Origin of the sequence: Streptomyces sp. NPDC058239 (genome assembly GCF_042882185.1) — a bacterium.
Classification (GTDB): domain Bacteria; phylum Actinomycetota; class Actinomycetes; order Streptomycetales; family Streptomycetaceae; genus Streptomyces.
The window spans coordinates 1-16,443 of the sequence record NZ_JBHVWS010000009.1 but is presented as its reverse complement, the minus strand read 5'-3'; the positions used below and the strand labels follow the sequence as shown (position 1 = coordinate 16,443).

Here is a 16,443-nt window from a genome sequence, read left to right as displayed (position 1 = left end):
ACCACGGCACACAGAGCACGTTCACCCTGACGTGCTGCACTGCACCACCGTGTCCTCTTTCTGCCGTCCGTGTCCTTGCCACCACACTGTTCCAGGTCCCGGAGGGCAAGCGGATCAAGAGCGTGACGCTTCCTCGCAATCTTGACCTGCACATCTTCGCCACCGGGCTCGGCCGGCACGAGCGCAGTGCGGGCGGCCCGGCCGGAGCAGCCGTCGGGGCTACCGGTCTGCGCGGCGGTGTCCGCCGGCGGCTCGCGGGGCGGGACGCACGTCGCGGCGTTACGCTTCCGGGGGGCCGCACACCCGGCGAGTTGGCTGAACATTACGTAGACTAGTTAGGTGACTGAGGCATCTAGTGGGGGAGACCGGTAGGAACCCCTCCGTCCTCTTTGCGAGGCCCGCCATGGCAGACACCGAGACCGTCTCCTTCCCGCAGGACCGCACCTGCCCGTACCACCCGCCGGCGAAGTACCGGTCGCAGGACGACGGGCAGAAGCCGCTGTCTCCCGCCAGACTCTTCGACGGCCGCCGGGTGTGGCTGGTGACCGGGCATGCCGAGGCGCGTGCGCTGCTGGTCGACCGGCGATTGTCGGCCGACCGGGAGAACCCCGCGTTCCCGGTGTTCACGGAGCGGGTGGCCCGGAGCACCAAACGGCGTATCGAACTGATCGGCGTCGATGACCCCGAGCACAACGCGCAGCGCCGGATGCTGATCCCGAGCTTCTCCGTGAAGCGGACCGCCGCATTGCGGCCGAGGATCCAGGAGACCGTGGACGGGCTGCTGGACGCCATGATCGAGCAGGGCCCGCCCACCGATCTGGTGAGCGCCTTCGCGCTGCCCGTTCCCTCCATGGTGATCTGTGCGCTTCTGGGTGTTCCGTACGCCGACCACGACTTCTTCGAGTCCCAGTCGCGCAGGTTGCTGCGCGGTCCCGGGGCTGCGGATATCGAGGCCGCGCGGGCGGCGCTCGACGAGTACTTCAGGTCACTGATCGAACGCAAGCGGTCCGACCGGGGCGAGGGGTTGCTCGACGAGCTCATCACCCAGCAGCTCGACACCGGAGCCATCAGCCGCGACGAACTGGTCCAGCTGGCCGAGATCCTGCTGGTGGCGGGGCACGAGACGACCGCGAACATGATCTCGCTGGGTACGTTCACCCTTCTTCAGTATCCGGACCAGCTGGACCGGTTGCGCACATCCGAGGATCTGATGCCCGCCGCGGTCGAGGAGTTGCTGCGATTCCTGTCCATCGCCGACGGCATCTCACGGGTGGCGACGGAGGACATCGAGGTGGGTGGGGTGACCATCCGGGCAGGTGAGGGCGTCGTGCTGTCCACTTCGGTGATCAACCGCGACGAAGCCGCGTACCCGGCGCCGGACGAACTGGACCTCGGCCGGGAGTCGCGCCACCATGTCGCCTTCGGCTTCGGGGTCCATCAGTGCCTCGGCCAGAATCTCGCGCGGGCCGAGCTGGAGATCGCACTGCGCACCCTCTTCGACCGGCTGCCCCAGCTGCGGCTGGCGGCACCCGTCGACGAGATCCCGTTCAAGCCCGGCGACACGATCCAGGGCATGCTCGAACTGCCCGTGGCGTGGTGACCGGACCTCTCCTGGAAAGGATGCAGTGGTGATGCGGATCAGTATCGACAGGGATGTGTGCATCGGCGCCGGCCAGTGTGCGCTGACCGCGCCGAAGGTCTTCACCCAGGACGACGACGGCTTCAGCGAACTGCTGCCGGGTCACGAGAAGGACGTGGACGACCCGATGGTCAAGGAAGCCGCCCGCGTCTGCCCGGTGCAGGCGATCACGGTGGAATAGGGGGGCGGCGGAGCAGTCCGGCTACGGCTGCTGAAGCCAGTCCGTGTAGTGCGTGGGGGCACGGTCGGCGTCCGCCGGCGCGGTCAGGACGTCTCCGGTGACCAGGGCGAACATGCCCGCCCGGTCGTCGGTGACCACGCGGCGGCCGTCGGGGTGTGCGGCCAGAGTGATCCGGCCGAGCTCGTCGAGGGGGAAGACGTCAGGGCCCGCGACGTTCCGGATGCCCTGCAACGGCGCTTCGGACGCGGCCCGCACGACAGCCGCGGCGACGTCGGAAGCAGCCATCGGCTGCAGGGGGGTGGAAGGCAGACGGACGGTGTCGCCATCGGTCGTCCAGGACAGGATCGCTTCGACGAACTCGAAGAACTGCGTGGCGCGCACGATCGAGTACGGCGTCGGTGCGTTCTTGAGGATGTTCTCCTGGGCGATCTTGGCCCGGTAGTAGTCGTACTGCGGCACTTGGTCCACACCGACGATCGAGAGAATCACATGGTGGCGGACACCGGCCGCCTCCGCCGCGGCCGCGAGGTTGTTCATCGACGTTTCGAAGAAGTCGATGGAAGATTCGTCGAATGCCGGGGAGTTCGTCAGGTTGATCACCACATCGGCGCCCTCGAGAACCTGCTCCAGGCCTTTGCCGCTGATCACGTCGACTCCGGTGGACAGCGAAGCGGGTACCACATCCTGGCCGGCCGCTTTCAGCCGTTCGACCACCTGCGTGCCGATCAGGCCGCGTCCCCCCAGGACTGTGAACTTCATGTCGCACCCTTCGTCGAGTGTTTCCGGACCCCGCGGGCGTCCGGGGCACACGCTCCGTCCCCGTACGCCCTTCGTCGTGGAAGCCTTCCACACAGCGATCGGCGCGGCTCGTTCTGCGGTCCGGACGGCGTGGCTCACCCCACCCGCGGCTCGCCCGCGGGTGCGCCGCTGTCCTGCTCGCGCACGGGGGCCGCGCCCGGTACGGGAGCCTCGTCGGCCGGGGCGTCCGCCACCGACGGCACCACCTGCGGAGCGGGAATCGAGCGGACCAGCAGACTGACCGCGCACGCCACCGTGGTCACTGTCATCACCAGGTACATGACCCGGTAGTCCAGCACCCCGATCAGCGCCGCGCCCGCCGTGAGCGACAGGGTCTGCGCCCCGTCCTTCGCGGTGTTGACCGTGGCGTTGACGCGACCCTGCATCCGGGCCGGTGCATACAGGTGCACCGCCGCGCCCAGCACCACGGCCACGAACGGCAGGCCCGCACCGATGAGTGTCGTTCCGACGAGGAAGAGCGCCACATCGCGTGAGACGCACAGCAACAGCCCCAGCGCGACGAGCCCGTAGCCCACGCAGCTGGTACCGACGTCACCCAGACGCCGTATCACCGTCCCGGAGATCAGACCGCCGAGCGCGGAACCGGCGCCCTGGATCGACGCCATGACCCCGACGAACGCCGCCGGGCGGCCCAGGCCGTGATCGACGGCGGCGAAGGCCGCGGTCTCCAGCATTCCGATGCCGCCGAGGAAGACGACCATCGCCAGCGTCAACCGGAACAGCAGCGGTGTGCCGCGCAGATACCGCAGGCCGGCGGCGAGGGAGGTGCCGAAGGACTCCTCGACAGGGTCCGGTTCCGACTCGACCACCTTGACCGAACCGATCAGCAGCGCGGCTGCGCTCAGTGTGAGCGCCCCCAGCGCAGCCAGCGCGACGCCGCCGAACGCCACGTACACCCCGGCTCCGGCCACCGGGGAGGCGATGCGCACGCCCTCCCTGGTGGCGATGAGGAGCGACCTGGCCTGGACGGCGTCGGACGACGGCAGCAGGTCTTTCAGCAGTGCCTGGCGGGCGGGGGTGGAGACCAGCACCCCGTAGGCGAGGGCTACCACATAGATGATCCACAACTGGCCGGAGCCCCGGACGGCCAGCAACGACAGCACGAGAACCGCCATGCCCCCGTACATCCTGACCAGCAGCGGTTTGCGATGCACCCGGTCCACGAGGTGTCCCAGCAAGGGCGCGGACAGGCCCGGCACGGTGAGTGCCAGCATGACCAGACCGGCGGCGGCGTTCGAGCCGGTGAGGTCCTTCGCCCAGATGGCGAGTGACAGAAACATGGCGCTGTCCCCGAAGCTGGAGACCGCCTCGCCGGCGAACATCCGACGGAACTGCGCATTGCGGCGAAGAAGCGCCCACACGGCTGACCTCCACTGCTGGCTGGGGATACGGCCAGGGAAGGCACCCGTACGACGACGGGTTTTCTCCCCGGCCCTCGGTCGGTGAGCTCTCAGTTCTCGCCCATGGCCACCCGCAGGCTCCGGGGGCGCATGTCCGTCCAGACCGCGTCGATGTGGGCCAGGCATTCCTCGCGCCCGCCGCTGAAGTCCGTGCGGTGCCAGCCGGCCGGGAGCGGCCGCCCTTCGGCCCAGAGGCTGTACTGCTCCTCGTCGTTGTGGACCACGTTGTACCGGGTGCCGGTCGTCTGCTCGCTCATGAGTCCGCTGCCTTTCCTGACTGACGGTTGAATCGACTGGAAGGATCTGTTCGGGCGCACGACCGGTGACGGTGTGCGTGTGCCTTGCTCAGGGACGTCTCAGGCGCTCCTCGACGATCCGCCGCACCCCGTTGCGGTCGGTCTTCCCCGAGGCGTTGCACGGCAGTTCGTCGAAGAACAACAGGCGCCCCGGCCGCATGTGGACCGGCAGGTCCCGCCGCAGGCGTTCGCGCAGTGCGGCCTCGGCCGCCCCGGGGCCGACGGGTTCGCCGGCCCCGGCCCGGCACACCACGGCGAGATGCAACTCGGCCCGCCCGCGCAGCGCTTCGGTGAGCAGGGCGACCGCCTGCGAGACACCTGGGGTGCGCTCGGCGACCGACTCGATCTCGCCCAGCTCGACACGGTGTCCCCGGATCTTCACCTGGTCGTCGATCCGGCCGTGGAAGAAGAACTGCCCGTCGGCACCGATCCGCACCATGTCGCCGGTCAGATAGGCACGGGAGCCGTCGGGACCGGTGATGAAGGACCGGGCGGTGAGGCCGGGCGCACCGACGTAGCCGCGCGCCACGCCGACCCCGTAGAGGCAGAGTTCACCGACCTCACCCTCGGGAACGGGCTGCCGCGACCCGTCCAGCACCTGGGCGCGCAGACCGGTGATCGGTACGCCTATCGGCAACGGGTCCCGATAGGGGGGACGGACCTCGGTGCACAGCCCGCAGACGGTCGTCTCGGTGGGGCCGTACCCGTTCCACAAGGTACCGACGATCCCGTCCAACTCCTGCGCCAGCGCGGCGGGCAGCGCCTCCCCGGCGCTGACCAGGTGGGTGAAGGCCCGCTCACCGGACAGAAAGGGAAGCAGCAGCCGCAGCTGACTGGGTGTGGCGTACGCGGCGCCGGGCTCCTGGGCGAGCAGCCATTTCGCGAAGAACTCCGGGTTGCGCGCACACCGCGACGGAGCGACTGCGATCGTGCCGCCGCTCGTCAGCGGCACCAGCATCTCCGGCACGGACATGTCGAAGACGATGCTGCTGTGCGCGAGCATCCGGTCGCCCGGCCCCAGCCCCATGGCGCCGGAGAAGTGGTCCAGCATGGTGAGCAGCCCGGTGTGCTCGATCTCCACCCCCTTGGGGAGCCCGGTCGAGCCCGAGGTGAACAGGATGTACGCGGCAGGCTCGTCCGCGTCCGGCGGGCCGGCGGTCCCGGTCGCCCGCCCGGAGATCACGTCGGCGACGGCGGCGCGGACGATGCCGTCGGCGTACGGAAAGGGAACGGCCGCCTCGCAGCCCGCCTGTCGGACCTGGTGACGGCGGCGCTCGGCCGGCGCGGCCGGATCGAGCGGCACCGCCACCGCGTCCAGCAGCCAGGTCGCCAGCAGAGCGACCACGTAGTCGGTGCCGTACCCGCACTCGACGGCGACCCGCGTACCGGGGCGCACCCCGTCGGCCGACAGCCCCGCCGCACGGGCGCGGGCGGCGGACTCCATTGCCGCGTAGCTGAGTTCGCCGGTCTCGTCGACGATCGCCACGGCGTCCGGCTGGACCTGCGCCCAGTGCAGGAAGCGGCCCAGAGAAGGAGCGGCGTTCACAGTTCGCCTCCCGTCAGTTCCTGCCGTACGAGGGTGGTGAGCCCGCGCAGGGTGGGGTTCTCGAAGAAGTCGACCAGATCGATCGTGACGTCCAGCTCCTCGCCGAGGAGGGCCAGCAGCCGCATGGCCTTGATGGAATGTCCGCCCGCGTTCAGGAAGTTGTCCTCGGGCAGGGCGCTTGCGGTGCCAAGCACCTCCTGCCAGAGCGCGGTGACCGTGCCGTCGACCGGGTCGCCGTCCTGCGCCGGATCGGCGGACTCCGCCCGGGCGCGGCCACCGGCCCCGGCTGACGCCGACAGGAGTGCCTCGCGGTCCGCTTTTCCATTGGCGGTGACGGGGATGCGGTCGACGACGATCACCGTCGGCAGCATGTACTGCGGCAGTTCGCTGCGCAGTCCGTCCCCGAGCACGGCGACGTCCAGGGCCGCCTCCGGTCCGTCCCCGGCGGTGTCCGGTGCCACGAAGGCGGTGATCTCGATGCCGTCGTCCGTCGGACGTGCGTGCACCACGGCGTCGGCCACCCCGTTCTGCCTCCGTACCGCCGCCTCGATCTCGGCGAGTTCGACGCGGTGTCCACGCACCTTCACCTGGTCGTCGAGCCGTCCCACGTACTCGTACCGCTCACCGGGCAGGACCCGCACCTGGTCGCCCGTGCGGTAGAGCCGCTGCCCGGGACGCCCGGCGAACGGGTCGGGGACGAAGGCCTCGGCGGTCTGCGCGGGGGCGTCGAGGTAGCCGTGGGCGAGCCCCTCGCCGCCCACGTACAGTTCCCCGGTCCCGCCGGCCCCGACCTGCCGGCCGGATGCGTCGAGGACGTACGCCGTGCTGCGCGGGAGAGGGCGGCCGAGGGGGACCACTCCCGCGGCGAGATCCTCGGCGGTCACCGCGTGGGTGGTGCTGAACGTGGTGTTCTCGGTGGGACCGTAGCCGTTCACCACAGTCGGGGGCGGGCCGGCCGCGAACAGCTTCCCCAGCCTGCGCGCATCGTGCTTCTCACCGCCGAAGAGCAGCACCCGCAGATCCCGGAAGGCGTCCGGCGCGAAGTCCACCATCTGGTTGAGGAGAGTCACGGTGAGGAACATGACGGAGATGCCCTCGTCGGTGAGGAAGGAACGCATCCGCCGCGGTGACAGCAGGACGTCCCGGTCCGCGACGACGAGGGTGCCGCCGCCGGCCAGAGCTCCCCAGATCTCCAGCGTCGCCGCGTCGAAGGCGGGATTGGACACGTGCGCGACCCGGTCGGCGGGGCCGAACGTCACGAAGTCCGCGTCCGGCACGAGCCGTGCGACGGCACGGTGCGGCACCACCACCGCCTTGGGACGGCCGGTCGAGCCCGAGGTGCAGATCACATAGGCAACATCGGCTCCGGTCACTGCCGCCGGGGCCACCGGGGCCTCGTCGGTGACGAGCAGCTTCTCCAACAGGTGGGAGGGCACCACCTCCGCGAGCAGTTCGGCCGCCGCGTCGTCCGGGACGACGGCCGCCGTCGCCGCGGTCCGCACGATGTGCCGGGTGCGCTCGGCCGGCTGAGCGATGTCCACCGGCAGGTAGGCGGCGCCCGCGTACAGGATGCCGAGGCATGTGGTGACCGACGCGATACCGCGCTCCATGGGCACGGCCACCACCGCGCCGCGGCCGATCCCGGCCGTCCGGAGCCCGGCGGCCAGCACGCTCGCCCGCCGGTCCAGCTCCCCGTACGTCAGCGTCGTCCGCCCGTGTCGCACCGCCACCGCGCCGGGGCGCTCCACGGCCCGGCGGTGCACCCTTTCGTGGATCGGTACGAACACGTCGAGCGCGTCCGTACCGCACTCCGGCAGAGGGGCGTCGGGCCGTGCGAAGGCGTCGCCGATGGCCGCCACCATGCGTTGGTGCAGGGCGGCCGCCGCCTCGTCGGTGAACAGGTCCGTGGAGTACTCCAGTTCGCAGACCGTACCGCGACCGGTCCGCGTGACCAGCCACAGCACCTCGTACTTCGCGGTGCCCGTGCCGATCTGCTCACGCTCGGCGCTGTGACCGTCCCACCGCAGCCCGCACCGAGTGGTGTCCATGTAGGTGAGGGCGGTCTGAGCCAGCGGGGCCCGCGAACGGTCGGTGCCGGACCGCACCTCCTCGACGAGCGTCTGGAACGGCACCTGCTGATGAGCCAGGGCACCGGTCACCACACGACGCACCAACCGCACCACGTCACGGGCCGTGGCCCCCGGCAGGACGGTGAACCGCAGCGGCAGCGTGTCGACGAACATGCCGACCTCGCCCGCCTGGGCGGGACCCCGCGACGAGGCCGGCACGGCGAGCACCAGGTCCCGGTCGCCCGTCACCGCGACCAGGCCGGTCACATAGGCGGCCACCCACGCCATGAACGGACTGAGCCGCTCCTCCTCGGCCGACGACAGGATCGTCGACACCTGCTCGTCCGTGAGCACGATGCGATGGGCGGCGCCCCCGACACCGGGCCGCGCCGGGCGGGCCAGATCGTGCGGCAGGGACAGTGCCCCGGGACAGCCGGCGAGCATCGTCCGCCAGTGGTCCAGCGCCGCCCCGGCATCCCGGGGCCGTACGGACACGGCCTGCCGTCCGGCGGGCTCCCGCTCCCACTCCGTGCCCTCTGAACCCGAGCCGTCCTCGTAGAGCTGCTGGAGCTGTGTTTCGAGGAGGTCCAGCGAAACCCCGTCACATACCAAGTGGTGCACGGTCAGGACCAGTTCACTGCCCGCGTCGCCCCGGTCCACGACAAGGGCCCGCAACAGCGGAGGCCGGCCGAGGTCGAACGGTGTGCGCACCTCGGTGTCGACGAGTTCGCGCACACTCTCGTCCGACACGCCCCGCGCGTCCACCCACCGGCAGGCCACGGAGGCCTTCCGCGCGGTCAGTGAGAGCGCGGGCTTCACGAAGCCGCGCCGCAGCGCCTCGTGCCGGGCCGCCAGCGTGTCGAGCGCGGCGCGCAGCCTGATGACGTCGAGACCGCCGGGGAAGCGGTAACGGACGGCGAGATGGTAGGCAGCGCTCCCCGGGTGTAGCTGCTCGGCGGTCCACAGCCGTTCCTCGGCGGCGGTCAGCTCCCTCGTCTTTGGCCCTCCCTCATCGGGGCCTGCGCTCAACGCCGCCGACAGTGCGCCGAACTCCGGGTACTCGTAGAGGATGTCCAGTTCGAGCTCCTGGCCGGTGAGTTCCCGCAGCGAGATCGCCACCTCCACGGAGAGGACGGAGTCGCCGCCCTCGTCGAAGAAGTTGCAGTCGTCGCGGACGTCGTCCAGACCGAGGGCATCGCGCCAGATCGCGGCGACGGCCTCACGGAGCTCCGTCACGGAATGTGCCCCGGCGGGGCCGGGCCGCTCACTCATCGGTCGCACCTGCGGTCCCGTCGGCCGACGGCTGGTCGCGGGTCACCAGCCAGTCGCCGATCGCCAGCGCGTCCAGCGTCGAGCGGGCGTACGTGGCGACCGCGACGTCCGGCGTCCGCACGATCGGCTGGCCGCGCAGATTGAACGAGGTGTTGACCACCATCGGGATGCCCCGGTCGTCACCGACCCGGCGGATCAGGCGCCAGAACCTCGGCGCGCTCTCCCGGTCGACGGTCTGCACCCGGGCCGAGCCGTCGACATGCGTGATCGACGGCAGCTTGTCGCGGTACTCCGGCCGCACCTGCGCCACGAACAGCATGTGACGGTACATCGACTCCTGACCCGGCTCGATCTCGAAGTAGGTGCTCGCCTCCTCCGCCAGCACGGCCGGCGCGAACGGCCGGAACTCCTCACGCTGCTTCACGACGGTGTTCAGATGGGCACGCATGCCGGGCGATGCCGGGTCCGCGAGGATGCTCCGGTTGCCCAGCGCACGCGGGCCGAACTCCATCCGCCCCTGGAACCAGGAGACGACCTTGCCCGCGCCGATCAGCGACGACACCTCGGCCAGCAGCTCGTCCTCGGCCAGCTTCCGTACGGTGAATCCGGCACCCAGCCCACGCAGCTGCGTCTCGATGTCCGCGTCGTCGAACTCCTCGCCCCAGTACGGCATCGTCATCGGGGCCGGCGGCGCCGGTATGTGCTGCTGGAGCTGCCACAGAGCCGCGCCGAGAGCCGTACCGTCGTCCCCCGACGCCGGCTGCACGAACATCCGGTCGAACAGACCGCTGCGGGCGATCACACCGTTGGCCGTGCAGTTCAGCGCGACACCACCCGCCATACACAGATTGCGGGAGCCGCCCGCGCCATCGGCCGTCTCGCGCAGGACATACAGGAGGCTCTCCTCCAGCTTGCGCTGGACGGTCGCCGCGACATCCATGTGCCGCTGGTCGAGCGATGCCTCCGGATGCCGGGCCGGACCGAACAGCTCCTCCAGCCGACGGATGGCCCCCCGGTGCGTCTCGCGCTCCGTCGGCGACTTGTCGTGCGCCAGGACGGGGGTCAGCAGCCGTCCGCCCGGAGCCCTGCGCACCAGCTCGTCCGCCACATTCGCGTACCGGCTCGCGTCCCCGTAGGGCGCCAGGCCCATCACCTTGTACTCGTCCATCCCCGGCAGGAACCCCAGGTACTGGGTGACGACGCTGTAGAGGATTCCCAGCGACGCGGATATGGAGTAGCTGCGCACACCGTGCAACGCGTCACCGCTGCCCCGCAGGACCGACGTGGACTCGGCCTCGCCCATACCGTCGGCCACCAGAACCGTCGCGTCGGGGAACCCGCTCAGGTAGTAGCTGCTGGCGGCATGGGCGACATGGTGGCCCACCCGGACGAACTTGCGCTCCCAGTCCTGGTCCGGATAGTGCGCGCGCAACACCTCGTACTGCACGTCCTCGCTGTACACCTCCCGGTACCAACGCCGGGCGAACTCATCGCGCTCGAACGCGACGGACGGCTCGTACCGGAAGCCGTGCGCGACGAAGTCGACGTCGTCCAGGGTGACTCCTGCCATCCGCAGGCACGCCTCGACCGCGTCGACGGGGAACGCGCCCGTACCTTTCACCCCGTCGTGCCGCTCCTGCGCCGAGGCGGCGATCACGCCCTGCTCCCCGACCAGGGCCGCGGCCGAGTCGAGGCCCTGCACCACACGCTGTTCCCGCCAGTCCAGACCGGGCAGCATGTTCTTCTTCACGGACAATGATCGGTCGAGTCCGCTGACACCGAGCACCAGCACGTCGAGTTCCTTTCGAAAGGGTCCAGCCGGATTCGGATGTGTACGGCGGATCAGGACCGGCCGGACACGCCCCCGTCGGTCTGATCTGTCGGATCGTCCGGGCCGGCGAATACCTCTGCCACGTCCCCGATCCAGGGCTCCCGCATGAGCTGGTAGTGGTCGCCGTCGGCGTACGAGACACGGAGCGTTTCGGCGAACCGCTCCCATCCGGTGATCGCGGCACGGACGGCCGCCTCCTCACCCCGGCGGGACACCACGAGGTGCACGGGGCCCGGGTAGGGGGAGGGCCGGTGTCCGGCCAGGCCGGACAGCATCCCCTGCCAGAACTCCATGAGTGACGCGGTGACGGGCCCGTTCAGCTCCGCCAGCGCCTCCGCGTCCACGCCGAGCAGCCGCAGCACGTCGTCGATGGCGTGCTCCGCCAGGAGCCGGCGCGGTCCCAGCCGTGCCACATCGGTACGCAGCCGCTCCAGCGCCGCCGCGTCCTCCGCCGCGTCCGGCCCCTGCTGGGGAGCGGCGTCGATGATGACGACACGATCGGCCACGATGCCCCGGTCCGCCAGCCGAGAGGCGACCTCGTGCGCCAGCACACCGCCGGCCGACCAGCCGGCGATCACGGGCCGCCGCCCCCGGAGCAGGGGCGCCAGTTCGCGGGCATAACCCGATGCCAGCGAGGCGAAGTCCGCCGTGTCCCCGCCGCCCATCAGGTCCCCCTGGACCCCCAGGACCTCGAAGGAGTCCGCGACCCGGGCCGTCAGATCCCGGTAGCAGAAGAGCGTGCCACCGAGCGGATGCACCAGCACCAGCGGCTGGAGGCCGGGAGAGCCGCCGAGGCCGATGACGCTGCGCAGGCCACCGCTTCGGCCCCTGCGCTCCCGCGCGTGCCGGGCATCGTCGAGGTACGCCGCCTGACCCGCCAGTGTGGGAGTGCTGTACAGCTGCGGCAGCGGAACCGTGGTGCCGAACGCGGCGCCCAGCTCACCCGCGAGCCGTACGGCCAGCAGACTGTGCCCGCCGATCGTGAAGAAGTCGTCCTGCCGGCCGGCGCGAAGGCCGAGGAGCTTGCGCCACACCTCGGCGACGCGCCGCTCCGTCCGGGAGAACGCCGACTCCGCCGCTCCACGGCCCGGTTCGCCCGGACCTCCGACTCCTTCAGGACCTTCGGTTCCCTCGGGCCCCGAGCCGGGGCCGGTGGTCAGCAGAGCGCCACGGTCCAGCTTTCCGGCCGGGGTGAGCGGCAATGCGTCGACCACCACGAAGTGCGCCGGAACCGCCGCCGACGACAGCCGGGAGGCGGCATGCCGTCGCAGTTCCCGCTGGTCCGGGGCACCGCCCTGGGCCGGTACGACGTTCGCCAGCAGCCCCTCGTGGTCCGGATGACGACCGACGACCGCGGCGGCCACACCCGGATGGGCGCGCAGCACCGCCTCGACCTCCTCCGGCTCGACGCGCTCGCCGAGCACCTTCAGCTGGTGATCCACCCGCCCCAGGAACTCCAGCACGCCGGATTCCGTGAGACGGCCGACGTCACCCGTACGGTAGAGACGGCTGCCCGCCGGGCCCCAGGGATCCGGCACGAAACGCTCGGCCGTGACCCCGGGCCGACCGAGGTAGCCCCGGCCCACCCCGGCGCCGCCGACGCAGATCTCACCCGCGGTGCCGGGCGGCACTTCATGCCCTGCGGTGTCCAGGAGATGGATCCGGGTGTTGGCGCAGGGCCGCCCGATGACGGGCCCGCCGCCACCGGTCACACGCGCCACGGTCGCCTCGACCGTCGCCTCCGCCGGCCCGTAACTGTTGAACGCCCGCACGCCGGACCGTTCGCCCAGCGCCGCCCACAGATCGGGCGGGCACGCCTCGCCGCCGAAGACGAGCAGCCGGGGCGGCCACGGCGCATCCAGCAGCCCTTGCTCGACCAGGAGCTGAAGCTGGACGGTGGTCGTGTCGATGACGTCCACGGCCCGCTCACGGTCATGGGCGAGGGAGACGAGATGCCCGGGGTCACGCCGCTGCTCCTCGCTCAGCACACACAGCGTGTGACCGTCGAGCACCAGAAGAACCTGCGCCAGCAGGAAGTCGGAGATGTACGCCGACGTGCCGGTCACCACCCGCAGCGGCCTCCCGGCACCCAGCGAGCGAGTGCGCCCCAGCGGCGTACCCACCGCATAGGCGGCGAGGCTGCCGTGCTCGATCATGACGCCCTTGGGACCACCGGTGGTGCCGGACGTGAACATCACATACGCCAGATCCCGCGTGCTCACGGACGGCAGCGCGGCACTGTCCCGGCCGGCCCCGGACCGCGTCCCGGCCCCCTCCGCGCCCGGCTCGTGCGTGACGGCCGACAGGTCGAGCAGTCGGTGACCGACGGGGGCGGCCTGCGGATCGTCGGTGATCAGCAGAACGGGCCGGGCCTGTTCCAGCATCGACCGCAGGCGGTGCCCCGGCAGCCCGGGATCGAGCGGGACGAACGCGGCCCCCGCCTTCCACACCGCCCAGAAGGTGGTCAGTGCGGCCGATCCGGGCCGCAGGAAGATGCCGATGAGATCGCCGTGACGTACCCCGTCCCGACGCAGCCGCCGGGCGAGGCGATCGCTGTCCGCATCCAGCCGGGCGAAGCTGATCCGTGTCTCGCCGTCCTCGATCGCGAGCGCGTCCGGGGTACGGGCGGCCTGCCGCCGCAGCAGTTCGTGCACCGGAACCCTGCCGGCCGCCCGGGCGTCCGTTGTGTAGTTCAGCATGTCGAGCAGCGCCTGCTCGGCCTCGCTCAGCAACGGCGCCCCGTGCGCGTCGGCACCGATGTCCGCCGCCACCGCCTCCAGTGCCCGCAGGTGGTAGTCGCGCAACCGGGTGACCTGGTCGGCCGACAGCTCCGCGGTGTCGTACTCCAGCTCCATCCACATCCCGCCGAGCACCGATTCCCGGCTGAGCGTGACGCTGAACGGGAAGCTCGTGGGGGCCACGCCGGGGACGTCGCTGCCCGGTCCCTCCTTGGCCAGCGCACCCGCCTCGGCGAGCGCACCGAACTGCGGAAAGCTGTTGTAGGTGAAGTTGACCTCGAAGAGCGGGGCGCCGCCCAGCTCGCGCCGGAGCGCGGCCATCGGATACCTGCGGTGCGGCAGCATCTCGCGCTCGGCGTCGAACACGGCCCGCGCCAGATCGGCCCAACTGCCCTCCGGGAGACGGAGCCTGAACGGCACGGTGTTGAGGAAGAGCCCCCGTACCTCGGCCCCATCGGTCTCCTCCAGCCGCCCGTTGGCCGTCAGCCCGGTGATGACATCCGGGCTTCCCGTCGCCAGGCTCAACGCACGCAGATGGGCGGCCAGCAGTACTGCCTTGAGCGGAACACCGGCCTGCGCGGCACCGTGCTCCAGAGCGGCGAGGAGCTGCGGGGACAGATGCGTGGTGACGCTGCGGTAGCCCGGCTCGTCGGACAGCTCGGCCGAATCGCGGGGGAGGCGGGTGTCGGGGCGGTCGGTGAGGAGGTCCAGCCAGTAGGTGGTGTGTGCGGGGGTGGTGAGTGCGTTTTGTTCGGCTGCGATGTAGTCGCGGTAGGTGGAGCGGAGGGGTGGGAGTGATGGGGTGCTGCCGTCGAGGAGGGTGTGGTAGGTGTCGATGATTTCGGCGAGGGTGGAGGCGAGGCTCCAGCCGTCGAGGATGGCGTGGTGGTCGGTGACGGTCCACTGGAAGGCGTCGTCGGACAGCACATGGACCGTCATCCGGCACAGCGGCGCCGCACCGATGTCGAACACCTTCGCCCGCTCGGTACGGACGCACTCCCGCAGAGCCGTGCGCTGCGCGTCGTCCCCGAGACCCCGCAGATCCAGCACCGTCAGCTGCACATCGGCGTCCGTGTGCACCAGTTGGAGCGGCTTGCTGTACCCGGTCAGCGCCAATGACGTACGCAGGATGGGATGCCGCTTCACCACCAGCGCGAGAGCCCGCCGGAAGACGGGAGCGTCGAACGGACCGGCGACCGGAAGGTTCTCGACGTTCAGATAGGGGTTGCGGTCGGGGTCGCGTTGCATTTCGTAGACCATGCCGACCTGGAGTTCGGCCATGGGGTAGGCGTCGTCGAGGTGGTCGGGGAGCCGGTCGCGGTCGTGGGGTGTGATGAGGGAGAAGGGCTGGGTGGTGGGTGGTGTGGTGGTGGGTTGTGTTGTGGTTGTGGTGGTGGCGAGGTCGGCGAGTGTGGGGTGGTGGAAGAGGTCTTGGAGGTGGAAGGTGATTCCGTTGTCGCGGGCTCGGCCGAGTATCTGGATGCTGCGGATGGAGTCGCCGCCGAGGTCGAAGAAGTTGTCGTGGCGGCCGATGCGGTCGACGCCGAGAACGTTGCTCCAGATCCCCGCGAGCAGCTCCTCCGTCCCGGGCAGCGGAGCGATGAACTCGGCTGCCAGTTCAGGGCGTTCGGTTGTCGGAGCGGGCAACGCCCGGTGGTTGAGCTTGCCCTGCGGGGTGAGCGGGAGGGCATCGAGGAGGACGAAGTTCCTCGGGATCATGTAGTCGGGGAGGTGGCCGGCGAGGGCTTCCCGGAGTTCACTGGTGGTGGGCCGGTCGGCGTCCGGCTCCGGTACGAGATAGGAGACCAGATCCGTACGGCCGTTCGCCTCCTGATACGGAAGGACAACGACCTCACGCAGACCGGCCACCCGAGCCAACTGGTCCTCGATCTCGCCGAGTTCGATGCGGTAGCCGCGGATCTTGACCTGTGCGTCGGCCCGGCCGAGGTACTCCAGTTCGCCGCTGGCCGTCCAGCGGGCGAGGTCGCCACTGCGGTAGAGGCGGGCACCGGGGGCCGGCTTCAGGTGATCGGGGACGAATCGTTGTGCGGTGAGCGCGGGTTGACCGGTGTAGCCACGTGCCAGGCCCGCGCCGCCGATGTGGAGTTCTCCGACCACTCCGATCGGGGTGGGGTTCCCGTACGGGTCGAGGACATGGATTCGGAGGTCGGGGAGGGCCCGTCCGATTCTGGTGGTGCTGTTGTCCAGTTGGTGTTCGTCGATTTCGTTGGTGGTGACGTGGACGGTGGTTTCGGTGATGCCGTACATGTTGATGAGGCGGGGTGTGGTGGAGCCGTGGCGGTTGGTCCAGCGGCGTACGGAGGGTGTGTCGAGTGCTTCGCCGCCGAAGACGATGGCGCGTAGGGCGAGGTCGTGGTTGTGGGTCTGGTCGGTTGCTTCGAATTGGCGGAAGGCTGATGGTGTTTGGCTGAGGAGGGTGATGGCCTGGTCGTGGACGAGGGTGTAGAAGGCGTCTGTGTCGCGGCTGGTGTGGTAGGGGACGACGACGAGGCGTCCGCCGGTGGTGAGGGCTCCCCATATTTCCCAGACGGAGAAGTCGAAGGCGTAGCTGTGGAAGAGGGTCCAGGTGTCGTCGGGGCCGAAGGGGAGGCGTTGTTGGACGGCGTTGAAGAGGCGGGTCACGTTGGCGTG

The 16,443-nt window shown here is 70.4% G+C and carries 9 protein-coding genes; 2 read left to right on the top strand and 7 right to left on the bottom strand.

Annotated elements, in window-relative coordinates; translation table 11 throughout:
* Positions 1-403 precede the first annotated feature (403 nt).
* Both ACFVYE_RS13275 and ACFVYE_RS13270 read left to right on the top strand, forming a co-directional pair.
* Positions 404-1,600, top strand: a complete 1,197-nt coding sequence (locus ACFVYE_RS13275; protein ID WP_383964134.1) for a cytochrome P450 — start codon at positions 404-406, stop codon at positions 1,598-1,600.
* A 31-nt stretch (positions 1,601-1,631) separates the two neighbouring features.
* Positions 1,632-1,820: a ferredoxin gene (locus ACFVYE_RS13270; RefSeq protein ID WP_383964131.1), complete on the top strand. Its 189-nt coding sequence runs from the start codon at positions 1,632-1,634 to the stop codon at positions 1,818-1,820.
* A 21-nt stretch (positions 1,821-1,841) separates the two neighbouring features.
* On the opposite strand, the gene ACFVYE_RS13265 is transcribed toward ACFVYE_RS13270, so the two are convergent.
* From ACFVYE_RS13265 to ACFVYE_RS13235, 7 genes are all read right to left on the bottom strand, one after another.
* Positions 1,842-2,579: an SDR family oxidoreductase gene (locus tag ACFVYE_RS13265; RefSeq protein WP_383964128.1), complete on the bottom strand. Its 738-nt coding sequence runs from the start codon at positions 2,577-2,579 to the stop codon at positions 1,842-1,844.
* Positions 2,580-2,713: 134 nt separating this feature from the next.
* The gene (locus tag ACFVYE_RS13260; protein WP_383964125.1) at positions 2,714-4,000 is read right to left on the bottom strand and encodes an MFS transporter; all 1,287 of its coding nucleotides are present in this window, start codon (positions 3,998-4,000) and stop codon (positions 2,714-2,716) included.
* A gap of 89 nt (positions 4,001-4,089) precedes the next feature.
* The gene (locus ACFVYE_RS13255; protein ID WP_383964122.1) at positions 4,090-4,296 is read right to left on the bottom strand and encodes an MbtH family protein; all 207 of its coding nucleotides are present in this window, start codon (positions 4,294-4,296) and stop codon (positions 4,090-4,092) included.
* Positions 4,297-4,384: 88 nt separating this feature from the next.
* Positions 4,385-5,881, bottom strand: a complete 1,497-nt coding sequence (locus ACFVYE_RS13250; protein WP_389605513.1) for an amino acid adenylation domain-containing protein — start codon at positions 5,879-5,881, stop codon at positions 4,385-4,387.
* A complete protein-coding gene (locus ACFVYE_RS13245; RefSeq protein ID WP_389605511.1) occupies positions 5,878-9,186 on the bottom strand; it encodes an amino acid adenylation domain-containing protein in 3,309 nt (1,102 codons plus the stop codon). Before ACFVYE_RS13245 ends, ACFVYE_RS13250 begins: the two co-directional genes overlap by 4 nt.
* 28 nt (positions 9,187-9,214) lie before the next feature.
* Positions 9,215-11,014 carry a carbamoyltransferase gene (locus ACFVYE_RS13240; protein ID WP_383964114.1) on the bottom strand — a complete coding sequence of 600 codons (1,800 nt, stop codon included), beginning with the start codon at positions 11,012-11,014 and terminating at the stop codon, positions 9,215-9,217.
* Between the two features lie 50 nt (positions 11,015-11,064).
* Positions 11,065-16,434 (bottom strand): amino acid adenylation domain-containing protein, encoded by a 5,370-nt coding sequence (locus tag ACFVYE_RS13235; protein WP_389605509.1) that lies wholly within the window; start codon positions 16,432-16,434, stop codon positions 11,065-11,067.
* Between the last annotated feature and the right edge of the window lie 9 nt (positions 16,435-16,443).